An 11,780-nucleotide genomic window follows, 5' to 3' on the forward strand; every position below is an offset into this window, starting at 1 on the left:
GACGATCCTCGACGATGGATATCCCGGCCGGTGCCGACGGTGCGGGCCATCGAAGACAGGAGGGCATTCCCGTGTCACAGCTTCAGCGCTACGACGGTCGCCGCGTACTGGTCACCGGCGGCGGCTCCGGTATCGGTCAGGCCTGTGTGCTGCGCATTCTCGCCGAAGGCGGCCAGGTGGTGGCCGGCGATATCAGCGCGGCCGGGCTGCGGGACACCGTGGACCGGGCACAGGACTCCGGGGAGCGCCTGAGCACGGTCGTGATGGATATCGGGAACGAGGAGTCGGTCCGCGCCGGAGTCACCGACGCGGTGCGGCGCCTCGGTGGGCTGGACACCCTGGTGAACGCGGCGGGCGTGCTGCGGTCGGGGCATTTCGAACAGACCACGCTCGCCGATTTCGAGCAGGTGCTGCGGATCAATCTCGTCGGCACATTCCTGGTGACCCGGGAGTCGATCGCGGCATTGCGCGAAGGGAAAAGTCCCGCGGTGGTCAATTTCAGTTCCACGTCGGCGATGTTCGCCCACCCCTACATGGCCGCCTACGCCGCCTCGAAGGGTGGTATCCAGGCGATGACACACGCCTTGGCGATGGAGTTCGGCAAAGCGGGCATCAGGTTCAATTCGGTGCAGCCGGGGTCGATTTCCTCCGGGATGACCGACGGCACCGGCGAGGCCAAGCAGAGCATCGGGCCGGGTCTGCCCGCGGACGCCGATTTCGGGCTGTTCACCAAGATCACCCCGTCCCTGCCACTGCCCGGCGGCGCGATCTTCGCCGGCCCCGATTCGGTGGCCGCGGTGGTGGCGATGCTGGGTTCCCCCGACGCATACTTCATCACCGGCACCGAGGTCCGCATCGACGGCGGCTCACATATGTGAACCACGGCCGCCACGGTGCCGGCGACGACCGGTAAGGACCGTCCGCGGCGGCGCGTCGAACAGCGTCGCCCGACGGCCGGACGTCCCCGTGTTCACCTATTTCCGCCCGGCGACCAGGTCGCGGGCTTCGGCGCTGCCGTTCAACGGGCGGGTGATCCGGCGGGTGACACTCCAGCCGTCGGCGGTGCGGCGCAACTCGATTCGATGGACCCCGGCCCGCCAGATGTAGAACCTGCCGTCCTCGTGCCGCACCAGAATCGATTCGCAGATCGCCTCGGCTTCGTCGCCTTCGATACGTTCGATATGGGGTGGGCCGAAGAAATGGGCACTGCCGCCCCCGATGATGTTCTGGTGCGCGTCGGACAGGACCATCGACCGAACCTCGGCGCGCCCCACCATCCGCCAGCCCTCTACGTCGTATTCACCGTCCTCGGTCCACAGCTCCGCCACGGCGTCGGCCGCACCGGCATCGACGAGCGGTCCGTAGGCGGTGAGCTTCCGGATAACGGCGAGTTCGTCCTCGAGGCGCTGTACCCGCCTCACCAGTCCGGCAAGCGATTCGTCCGCGCTCATACCCGGCCGCCTTCCGGAGCACCGATCGGCAGCCGGGCACCGGGTGCGCCCGCACCCTGTGCGCACCTGCCCTTGTCCGCATCCGTCCCGTATCGCACACCATCGACCATGTTTCGACCTCTCGTTCTCGCGGACCAGCGCAATCCGGCGCCGTCGATCGCCGCCGGGGCGGCCGCACCGACCCGGCATCGGCGGTACCGTGGCATGAAATCAGGTGCGGGGACTCACCGGGTTCGGAGTTCCGCTGGCCGAGAGCCTCGGCTTCACGACACCTCCGCCGGGATCGCCCGCTCGACCGCCATGCGTACCAGTTCACCGGCCTGTTCCTCGGTGAAGACACCGGGCAGGGTGAGGCGTTCGAGGATGAGCCAGTTCAGTGCCAGGAACAGCAGGATCACCGTGTTCTCGTCGCCCGGCATCCCGTTCTCCATATGGTTGCGGATATTGAAGTCCAGATCGGCGCGTACCCGCTCGGTGAGCAGGGCCTGCAGGTCGGGCCGGCGCGTGGCTTCCAGCCGGAGTTCGAGGAGCGCGAGATAGCCGGTGCGGAATCGGCTGACCCGTCCGACGACTTCGGACATGAGTTCGGTAACTGTCTCCCGCGACCGTGGGCCGCCCAGTTTCGCCATGACCGTTTCGTCGGGGATCAGCCGCTCGTAGTACCGGTGACCCACCTGGACCAACAGGTCGTCGCGGTTGGCGAAGTAGTTGGAGGCAGTGCCCGGCGGCACCTCCGCTTCTTTGTCCACTGCCCGGAAGGTCAGCCCGCGGGCCCCGTCCCGGGCGAGGACCTCGATCGATGCGTCCAGCAACGCCTGGCGCCGCTGGGGATTAGTGCGGACCATTGACACCACTCCATTCGTAGTACTACAGTTCAAATCACTCCGATCAGAGTACTACAAAAGATCCGGTCAAGTCCGGATGGCCCGGACACCGGGTCCGCTCCCGCCGCATCGAAAGGGGCTACGTATGCGAAAGCCGCCCAGCACCTATCCGATTCCGAACAACCGCCGGCGCTTCCCCGAGCGCCCCACGCCTCCGCGCGTGGCCGCCACCACCAGAAAAGGACAGCCCCGCCACACCAGGCGCGGCGCCCGGTAGCAGCCCATCGGATCGATTTCCGCCGTCGCGGCCGGAACGGGCACGGTCCGTGACCGGCATCGATTCTGCACCGCTCGGCGGCGCGGACCGAGCGCTCGGGCAGGGCCCGCATGAGCCCTGCCCGAGCCCGGAAGCCGAAGCGCCACAGTTCGGATCACGGCGCGAGATACCGTTGTCGCAGGGCGGCTGCGTTGCTCTAATTCGGCCATGCAGCAACGCCGTTCCCCCGCCCTGCGGCGATTCCGAAACCGATCGTCCGCAGCACTCGCCGCCGTCATCACCGTCTGTACGGTACTGACGGGCTGCGCGAGCGGTGACGACCTCGGCACCGCCGCGGACACTCCCCTGCCGACCGAGATTCCGCCCGGAACCACGCTCGTGATCGCCGACCAGCAGGAGCGGTTCCAGACGGCGCTACGCGCCTCGGGTGAACTCGGCAAACTCCCGTTCGAGGTGGAATTCGCCAATTTCATCGGCGGACCGGAAATCCTCGAAGCATTCCGGGCCGGCGCCGCCGACGTGGCGCCGGTCGGCGATGTCCCGCCGATCCACGCGCTGGCCGCGCGCCAGGATGTGCCGATCATCGCCGCATACCAAACCGACCCGCTCGGCATCAAACTCGCCGTGGCGCCAGGCATCACCGCGACCGGTCTCGCGGACCTGCGGGGTAAGAAGATCGCCTACGCGGAGGGCACCGCGCAGCAGGCCGCCGTGCTCCGCGCACTGAGCCGGGCCGGTTTGACCACCGCAGATGTCGAGCTCGTCCGGCTGCAACTGGCCGAGTTCAACGACGCCGTCCGCACCGGACAGGTCGATATCGCTCCGCTGAACGAACCGAGGCTCACCCGGTTCCTGCGCACACCGGGCGCGAGCGTCATCCCGGATTCGCAGGCGCACGATATCTACTACGGACTCGGCTACCTCTACGCGCGGCGCGAGGCGACCAAGGACCCGGCCAAGGGGGCGGCACTGCGGGCACTGGTCGCGGCATTCGTGCGGGCCTTCCACTGGACCAACACCCACCGTGACGAGTGGGCCCGGATCTACTACGTCGAGAACCAGAAGCTCAGCGCCGACGACGCCGGCCGAATCGTCGATTCACTCGGTGAGTTCACCTTTCCGCGCCTGGACCAGAGGTTGATCGACCGGCAGCAGGAAACCATCGACATCATCGACGCCGCCGGCGAACTGCCGCGCAAGGTCGAGGCCGCCGACGGATTCGATCTGCGCTTCGACGAGGTGATCGCCCAGACCGTTCCGGCGGTGGGCGCGCGATTCGAACAGGAGAAACCGTAGTGGCCACCGTCGATATCGCCGCGGACGCGCGGCCCGAATCCGCGGCCGCCGCCAGGCCGCGCCCGGCCCGCCGGTCCGCGGGAATCCGGCTCGGACCCGGACGCCCGATTCCCTTCGGCTTCGCGCTCGGCCCCGCACTTCTGCTGATCGCGTGGGTCGCCGGATCGACGACCGGTGCGCTCGACCCCGAAACACTGCCCGCCCCATGGGATGTGGCCCGGACCGCGGGTGAACTCGCCGCCGACGGTACCCTCGGCGCCAACCTGCTCACCTCGCTGCAACGCGCAGCGACCGGGCTGGCGCTCGGGGTGGCGATCGGCCTGGTCCTCGCACTGATCTCGGGTCTCAGCCGCCTCGGGGAGGCGGTGGTCGACGGCCCGGTCCAGATCAAACGCTCCATTCCCACGCTCGCGCTGATTCCGCTGTTCATCGTCTGGTTCGGTATCGGCGAGGAGATGAAACTGATCGTCATCACCGCCAGCGTGTTCGTGCCCGTATATATCAACACTCACGCGCACCTGCGCGGAGTCGACGCACGCTACGTGGAACTCGCGCAGACCGTGGGGCTTTCCCGATGGGGCTTCGTCCGCCGGGTCGCATTACCCGGCTCCCTGCCGGGCTTCTTCACCGGTCTCCGACTGGCGGTCACCATCTCCTGGCTGGCGCTGGTGGTGGTGGAACAGGTCAACGCCACCAGCGGTATCGGTTATCTGATGACCCAGGCCCGGACCTACGGTCAAATCGATGTCATCGTGGTCGGGCTGGTGATCTACGGCCTGCTCGGCCTCTTCGGCGACCTCGCGGTCCGCGCGCTGGAAGGGAAGGCGCTGGCATGGCGGCAGACACTGGCGGATTGAGCGTGGTCCGGGTTCGCGCACTTCGGCGTGGATTCGGGGAGCGGGTCGTGTTGCGCGGCGTGGATCTGGATATCGCCCGCGGAGAATTCGTGGCGCTGCTCGGCCGCAGCGGTTCGGGTAAGAGCACACTGCTGCGCGCCCTCGCCGAACTGGACCGGGACGTGGACGGCGACGGCGAACTCACCGTGCCGCAACAACGTTCGGTGGTCTTCCAGGACTCCCGGCTGCTGCCCTGGCTCAGGGTGCTCGACAACGTGACGCTCGGGCTCACGGGTGCCGGCGCCGCCGAACGCGGCCGCGCAGCCCTGTCCGAGGTCGGTCTCGCCGGCCGGGAGCGGGCCTGGCCGCGCGAACTTTCCGGCGGCGAGCAGCAGCGCGTTGCCCTGGCACGGTCGCTGGTGCGCGAACCGTCGCTGCTGCTCGCCGACGAACCGTTCGGCGCCCTGGACGCACTCACCCGGATCCGGATGCACCGCCTGCTGGAGGATCTATGCGCCCGGCACCGGCCCGCGGTGCTGCTGGTCACCCACGATGTCGACGAAGCGGTACTGCTGGCCGACCGTGTGCTCGTCCTCGAGGACGGGCGGATCGCCGTCGACCTGTCCATCGACCGGCCCCGACCACGCCGCCACGGCGACCCCGCCCTCCTCGGCTACCGCGAACAACTCCTCACCGCGCTCGGCGTGTCCGCCGAACCGGTCCACTAGAGAAAGCACACCGATGACCGAACCACGACGGCTCAGTCTCAACGCGTTCATCTATCCCGCGGGCCACCACGAGGCGGCCTGGCGGCATCCGGACAGCCGCCCCGACCGCATCTACGACGTGCGCTACTACCAGGAGATCGCCCGCACCGCCGAGGCGGCGACGTTCGACGCCGTGTTCTTCGCCGACGGTCCCGCGCTGCGGACCAACGTCGCCTACAACGCCGCGCCCGGCCTGGAACCGATCACGCTGCTCACCGCCATCGCCGCGGCCACCACCCACCTCGGCCTGATCGCGACCGCCTCCACCACCTATTACGAGCCCTACAACCTGGCCCGCCTCTTCTCCTCGCTGGACCATATCTCCGGCGGCCGCGCCGGCTGGAACATCGTCACCACCGGCACCGACCTGGCCGCGGCGAATTTCGGCCTCGACCGCCATCCCGATCACGCCGAACGCTACGCCCGGGCCCGCGAATTCGTCGACGTGGTGACCGCACTGTGGGACAGTTGGGAAGACGACGCCGTCCTGCTGGATCGTGCGGCCGGCCGCTACGCCGACCCGGACAAGATCCACCCCATCGATTTCGCGGGGCAGCATCTGCGCGTTCGCGGTCCGTTCAACGCGGCCCGCACCCCGCAGGGCTATCCGGTACTGGTCCAGGCGGGCGCCTCGAACGACGGCCGTGCCTTCGCCGGCCGGTATGCCGAGGCGATTTTCACCGCCCATCAGCGGCTCGGTGACGCCCAGGCCTTCTATTCCGATATCAAACGGCGGGCGCTCGAATTCGGCCGCGACCCCGACCACGTGAAAATCCTGCCCGGGATCAGTCCGTTCATCGCCGGCACCGAAACAGCAGCGAAACAGCTGGAGCGGGAATTCAACGAGCTGACCGTGCCCGAATACGGCTTGACCCAACTGGAAAGCCTGGCCGGCGAATCACTGCGGGGGCTGCGTCTCGACGAACCGGTACCGGTCGAATTGTTCGCCGACGCGGGCGATGTCACCGATAACAGCGCGAGCCGGCGCCAGGTCGTGGCCGGTATCGTCCGCCGTGAGCGTCCCACGTTGCGCGGTCTGCTGCACCGGCTCGCCGGAGCGCGCGGACATCGCGTCTTCGCCGGTACCCCGGAACAGGTGGCCGACACCATCGAGGAATGGTTCCGTTCCGGTGCCGCCGACGGTTTCAACGTGATGCCGCCTTACTATCCCGGCGGCCTGGAGATCTTCACCGAAACCGTGGTGCCGCTCCTGCGCCGGCGCGGCCTGTTCCGCACCGAGTACGCCGGCAGCACACTGCGCGACCATCTCGGGCTGCCGAAACCGGCGAGCCGGTTCGCCCCGGCGCCGGTGTCCGGCCGTCCGGTCGCTCCCCGGCCCTGATGCCCCCACGGGTGTGGCTGCGCTGGTGGCGGTCCGGGCTATGGCCGCGCCTCGGCTCCCCGGCGTAGACCCGCCGGCACCTCGCGGGCAGCGATCGGGCGGCGTCAGAAGCGGTCGTTCAGGTATGCAAGCAACTCGTCGTGCAGCAGACCGTTCGACGCGGCCGCGCTGTCGCCGAGCGGGCCCGGGCTGCCGTCGAGGCCGGTGAAGGCGCCACCGGCCTCGGTGACGATGACGGCGTGCGCGGCCATTTCCAGCGGCGAGAGTTCCGGGTCGGCACAGATATCGACCACCCCTTCGGCGACCATCATGTAGGGCCAGAAGTCGCCGTACGCGCGCGTACGCCACACCTCCCGGGAAAGTGCCAGCAGGCCGCCGAGCCGGCCCCGCTCCTCCCAGCCGGTGAGCGACGAGTAGGCGAACGACGCGTCCGGCAGCTTCGAAACACCCGACACTCGTAGGCGCGACGCCGAGGAGAGATTGCGGCCGGTGAAGGCGCCGTGGTCCTGCGCGGCCCACCACCGGCGGCCCAGCGCGGGAGCGGACACCACACCGACGACGGGCCGGTAGCCGCCCGCCGATGCCTCGATCAAGGAGATCTGCGTGGCCCACACCGGCACGCCGCGGGCGTAGTTCTCGAGACCGTCGATGGCGTCGACCACCCAGCAGCGCGGCCCGGTGCCGTCCAGGCCCTCACCCTCGCCGAGCACGGCGTCACGTGGACGGGAACGCTGGAGCTGGCCCCGGATCAGCTTTTCGACCTCGGTCTCGGCATCGCGCGCCAGGTCCATATCCGGCTTCGCCTCGATCACGAGGTCGAGGGCCTTGAAGCGCTCCAAACTCGCCGCGGCCGCGGAATCCATGAGGACATGGGCGAAGCGGAGGTCGTCGAGGGGGTCCTGCATGCAATGAAGCTATCCGCAGCGCACGGCCGGTGCCAGCGGGCGCCGGTTCAGCCCTCCTCCCGGCCGCCCCGCCCGGCCACGGCCGACTGTCCGAAGAAGAACCCGAGAATCAACAGGATCAGGTTCATCACGAGGTCGGGAACCTGCGTATCCGTGAACATCGCGACCACCATCACGACACTGAACCCGACCAGCAGGAAGGCGCCGATCAGCACGGCGATCGGTTCCCGCTGCACCAGTGACCACCGCATCCTCGACCGCCGCTCCTTCAGATCCTGGACCACGTTCTGCAACCCGATCTCCAGCGCGGTGTCCCGGGTGTCCTCGGTCACCGACGATTTCGTCACCACGTCCTGCGCCCGCTGGATCTGATCGGCGACCATCTGCCGCGCCACGGGGTCGTGTATCGCGGACTCGGCGACGTACTGGATCTGATCGAGCTCGCGCCGCGCCGTGGAATTCCGCAGTTCGGCCTGTAGTTCCTTGCGGATATCGGCGAGCCGGCGCAGCGTGTATGTCTCCCCCACCACGTCGGTCACACCGCGGCTGTCGGTGACCTCGAACGGCCGCCGGTTCTCCCGGGGGACGATCTCCATCATGTTCTCGACCCGGGTCAGCCACGCCGCGAAGTCGTCGGGTGTGGCGTCGTCGAAGGCGCCGGGGATGCCGAGTTCCTTCTTGATGTTGTTGCGGACGGTTTCCCGGTTCTCCGGCGACACGTCCCGTTCTTCCCGCGGCTCTCTGCGGCCCAACGCATTTCCTCCCACACTGACCCATGCTTGCCGGACCAGCGTACGGGCTCGCCGCGCGCGCGGAAACGGGATCTCCCTTGCCGCAACAAATTCCGGGCGGTTCCGGCCCGGCGTGTCGCGACGCCGGGCCGGAACCGGCTATATCGCCCGACCGCAGTTCGCCCGCGACACGCCGCGGCGGCGCTGCCCACATTCTTGACCTGGAGCGCACTCCAACTTCTAGCCTTGTCCCCATGCGATTCGCGTTCAAGACTTCCCCGCAGGACACCACCTGGGCCGATATGCTGGCCGTCTGGCGGGCCGCCGACGATATCGAGATCTACGAATCCGGCTGGACCTTCGACCACTTCTATCCGATTTTCTCCGACCCCACCGGGCCGTGCATGGAGGGCTGGACCACCCTGACAGCACTGGCCCAGGCCACCCGGCGACTGCGGCTCGGCACCATGGTGACCGGTGTGCACTACCGCCATCCGGCAGTGCTGGCCAATATGGCCGCCACCCTCGACATCATCTCCGGCGGCCGCCTGGAACTCGGTATCGGCGCCGGCTGGAACGAGGAGGAATCCGGCGCCTACGGCATCGAACTCGGCAGTATCACCGAACGTCTGGACCGGTTCGACGAGGCCTGCCAGGTGCTCATCGGGCTGCTGAGCCAGGAGACCACGGATTTCGACGGAAAGTTCTATCGGCTGACCGCCGCCCGGAACGAACCCAAGGGACCGCAACGCCCGCATCCCCCGATCTGCATCGGCGGCAACGGTGAGAAACGCACCCTCCGCACGACCGCCCGCTATGCCCAGCACTGGAATTTCGTCGCCGGAACGGTCGCGGATTTCGCCCGCAAACGCGACGTGCTGGCGGCGCACTGTGCCGATATCGGCCGCGATCCGAAGGAGATTCTGCTCTCGGCGCAGAATCGGCTCGATCCCACGCAAGGCTACGGCGAACTGCTCGAGTGGGCCGCCGCGCTGGGCGCCGAGGGCCTGGAACTCGCGATCATCTATCTCCCGCCGCCGCACGACCCGGCCGTCCTGGAACCGCTGGCCGAGGCCATACGCGATTCCGGGCTCGCCTCCTGAGCCCGCGGGCGGCGGAGACCGGCGAATAAATCGGTGGCCGGCGCCGGCGGCGCCCGGATACGGTATCCCGGGTCGCGACGAGGTGACCGGAGGAGGGAAAACCGTTGTCCACCAAGCTGAATCAGCTCATCGCCATCGAGAAGGGCGCGAAATCGCAAGCGTCCGCGGATATCACGGCCGCCTACCAGCGGGTGGGCAAGGCCGATCTGCTCGCGGGTATCTCCCGCACGTACCGTCCGCTCGACGATATGGGCGAGGAACTGCCGCCGGAATCGAAGCGGGTCCAGGTGCGGGCACGCGAGGTGATCGCCGATATGAAGAACACCTTGACCCGGCTGTTCGACGTGACCGCGACGAAGGACACCACCAACTGCGCGGCGAAGGCCGACCTGGTGGTCGACGGCACCACCCTCGCCCGCGATCTGCCGGTCACCTACCTGCTGTTCCTGGAGAAGCAGCTGAGCGAACTGAAGAAGTTCGTCGCCAAGCTGCCGACCCTGGATCCGGCCGAAACCTGGTCTTTCGACGAGGTGACCGACTGCTACGCCACCCAGCCGGCGCAGACGGTGCGCACCAAGAAGGTGCCGCGCAACCACGTCCTCGCCCCGGCCACCGATAAGCACCCGGCGCAGGTGGAGGTCTACCACGAAGATGTCGTGGTGGGTCGCTGGACCACCACGAAGTTCTCCGGCGCCCTGCCCGCGAAGGAGGTCGGCGATATCGACGAGCGCCTCGGCAAACTGCTCGACGCGGTACGGTTCGCCCGGGAGACGGCGAACTCGACGCCCGTCACGGACGCCGAGCCGGGCCGGGCCGTTCTCGGCTACCTGTTCGGGTAGCCGAGACCACAGACTCCCCCTCCGGGGGGATGGAGCACAAGCTGAAACTGAAGTTCACATCGACACCACGGCAGTCGCTGTCAGAGTCTGCCGATAGATTCAGATTCTTGCTCCAAGTTCAACAACTCCATCGATCGCACGACGTGTGGGTGTGCTGCGATGCACCCCCGATATCCGGGTTCGAATCCCGGCGGCGGCTCTTCCTGCCGCTGTGGCGTAATGGCAACGCGCGGGGATACTCACCATGACTCGCACTCACGCACTCGGCGATCACAGGTGGGGCAAACGATAGCTCATGTGGTAGAGCATCGGACTTCTAATCCGAGGGTAGTGGGTTCGAATCCCACTCGTTCACCAGGAGGGGCCGGGAAGGGTAATCCCGGCCCTTCCGCTTGTCCGAGGTAAGAATCGGCAGTCACTTAGTACGTCATCACCGCATGTGGAGGGATGGTCGAAGCTGGGAATCCCGCGCAGCATGTGAGATAATGGTGTAGTAACTCTCTCATCTGTGCATGGAGGCGATATGTCCCGCCCAGCGTCAACGGAGTCGCATCCGCGGCAGCCCGATCCGGCACCACGCCGCAAGAACCTGGCCGGCCCCGGTGCCCTGCTCGGCGGCCCGGCGAACGTCATCATGCAGCTGAGCCTGGCCCCGGTCGGCCGCGGTGTCGTCGAAAGCACCGTCGACAGCGGCCGATTCGATCTGCACCCCCGCAAACGCGGCCGTACGACGCTGACCTACCTGGCCGTCGCCATGCTCGGCACCGAGGAGGAACGTGCGGCCTATCGCGCCGCGACCAATACCTCCCACCGTCACGTCCGGTCCCGCCCGGACAGCCCGGTGAAGTACAACGCGTTCGACCCCGAACTGCAGCTCTGGGTCGCCGCGTGTATCTACCGGGGCGTCGTGGATTCGCTGAACTACCTCTACGGCCCCCTCGACGAGGCCGACGCCGACGAGCTGTACCGCGAGTCGGCCCGGTTCGGCACCACCCTGCAGATGCCCCCGGAGCTGTGGCCCGCCGACCGCGCCGCGTTCGCCGAGTACTGGGACCGCAAGAGCGCCGAGATCTCCCTCGACGACGAGGTCAAGGCCTATCTCCTCGGCCAGGTCGTCGACCTCGGCCCCTACGGCAGGCTCGAGCAACTGGCCTTCCGCCGCCTCAACAGGTTCTTCACCACCGGGTTCCTGCCGCAACGCTTCCGCGACGAACTCGGCCTCGATTGGGGCCCGCGCCGGCAACGCGCCTTCGAGCTGGCCCTGCGCGCCATCGGAGTTGTCACGGCAGCCGGCCCCGAACAGTGGCGGTTGTATCCCCTGAACCGGCACCTCGAGGATATGAGAAGGCGCCGGGCGCTCGGCAAACCACTGGTCTGACCGGCCGGCTCCACCACATCGAAGCACGCGT

At 67.9% G+C, this 11,780-nt stretch carries 12 protein-coding genes and 1 tRNA gene; 9 read left to right on the top strand and 4 right to left on the bottom strand.

The features are described from left to right. The first annotated feature begins 71 nt into the window (after nt 1-71). Nucleotides 72-878: an SDR family NAD(P)-dependent oxidoreductase gene (locus tag ACQEVO_RS13075; protein WP_432912683.1), complete on the top strand. Its 807-nt coding sequence runs from the start codon at nt 72-74 to the stop codon at nt 876-878. A 96-nt stretch (nt 879-974) separates the two neighbouring features. Here ACQEVO_RS13075 and ACQEVO_RS13080 read toward each other — a convergent pair whose 3' ends face one another. Together ACQEVO_RS13080 and ACQEVO_RS13085 are read right to left on the bottom strand one after the other, a co-directional pair. After that, nucleotides 975-1,451, bottom strand: coding sequence for a nuclear transport factor 2 family protein (locus tag ACQEVO_RS13080; protein WP_432912685.1), 477 nt, complete (start codon nt 1,449-1,451; stop codon nt 975-977). A 263-nt stretch (nt 1,452-1,714) separates the two neighbouring features. After that, nucleotides 1,715-2,296, bottom strand: coding sequence for a TetR/AcrR family transcriptional regulator (locus ACQEVO_RS13085; RefSeq protein WP_432912688.1), 582 nt, complete (start codon nt 2,294-2,296; stop codon nt 1,715-1,717). A 463-nt stretch (nt 2,297-2,759) separates the two neighbouring features. Here ACQEVO_RS13085 and ACQEVO_RS13090 point away from each other — a divergent pair, with 463 nt between their 5' ends. From ACQEVO_RS13090 to ACQEVO_RS13105, 4 genes are read left to right on the top strand one after another with little or no spacing between them, the layout of a single operon-like run. Beyond that, nucleotides 2,760-3,848, top strand: a complete 1,089-nt coding sequence (locus ACQEVO_RS13090; protein ID WP_432912691.1) for an ABC transporter substrate-binding protein — start codon at nt 2,760-2,762, stop codon at nt 3,846-3,848. After that, entirely contained in the window at nt 3,848-4,705 is an 858-nt protein-coding gene (locus tag ACQEVO_RS13095; RefSeq protein ID WP_432912694.1) for an ABC transporter permease, read from the top strand. The genes ACQEVO_RS13090 and ACQEVO_RS13095 overlap by 1 nt, the downstream gene beginning before the upstream one ends. Continuing rightward, nucleotides 4,681-5,412, top strand: coding sequence for an ABC transporter ATP-binding protein (locus tag ACQEVO_RS13100; protein WP_432912697.1), 732 nt, complete (start codon nt 4,681-4,683; stop codon nt 5,410-5,412). Before ACQEVO_RS13095 ends, ACQEVO_RS13100 begins: the two co-directional genes overlap by 25 nt. 13 nt (nt 5,413-5,425) lie before the next feature. After that, on the top strand, nt 5,426-6,793 hold the full coding sequence (locus ACQEVO_RS13105) for an LLM class flavin-dependent oxidoreductase (protein WP_432912700.1): 1,368 nt from the start codon (nt 5,426-5,428) through the stop codon (nt 6,791-6,793). Between the two features lie 104 nt (nt 6,794-6,897). Here ACQEVO_RS13105 and ACQEVO_RS13110 read toward each other — a convergent pair whose 3' ends face one another. Then, nucleotides 6,898-7,698: an inositol monophosphatase family protein gene (locus ACQEVO_RS13110; RefSeq protein WP_432912703.1), complete on the bottom strand. Its 801-nt coding sequence runs from the start codon at nt 7,696-7,698 to the stop codon at nt 6,898-6,900. 47 nt (nt 7,699-7,745) lie between these two features. Then, on the bottom strand, nt 7,746-8,450 hold the full coding sequence (locus ACQEVO_RS13115; RefSeq protein WP_432912706.1) for a hypothetical protein: 705 nt from the start codon (nt 8,448-8,450) through the stop codon (nt 7,746-7,748). A gap of 233 nt (nt 8,451-8,683) precedes the next feature. Between ACQEVO_RS13115 and ACQEVO_RS13120 the strand changes: the two genes are divergently transcribed. The 4 genes from ACQEVO_RS13120 to ACQEVO_RS13135 all read left to right on the top strand — a co-directional run bounded on the left by ACQEVO_RS13120 (nt 8,684) and on the right by ACQEVO_RS13135 (nt 11,749). Further along, entirely contained in the window at nt 8,684-9,532 is an 849-nt protein-coding gene (locus ACQEVO_RS13120; protein ID WP_432912709.1) for an LLM class F420-dependent oxidoreductase, read from the top strand. A 104-nt stretch (nt 9,533-9,636) separates the two neighbouring features. Continuing rightward, complete coding sequence (locus ACQEVO_RS13125) at nt 9,637-10,371, top strand: hypothetical protein (RefSeq protein WP_432912712.1); 735 nt, start codon at nt 9,637-9,639, stop codon at nt 10,369-10,371. 281 nt (nt 10,372-10,652) lie between these two features. Further along, nucleotides 10,653-10,728: transfer RNA gene (locus tag ACQEVO_RS13130), tRNA-Arg, on the top strand. Between the two features lie 166 nt (nt 10,729-10,894). Next, nucleotides 10,895-11,749 carry an oxygenase MpaB family protein gene (locus ACQEVO_RS13135; RefSeq protein ID WP_432912715.1) on the top strand — a complete coding sequence of 285 codons (855 nt, stop codon included), beginning with the start codon at nt 10,895-10,897 and terminating at the stop codon, nt 11,747-11,749. Nucleotides 11,750-11,780 lie beyond the last annotated feature (31 nt).

Source organism: Nocardia sp. CA-290969, assembly GCF_050936135.1.
GTDB lineage: Bacteria > Actinomycetota > Actinomycetes > Mycobacteriales > Mycobacteriaceae > Nocardia.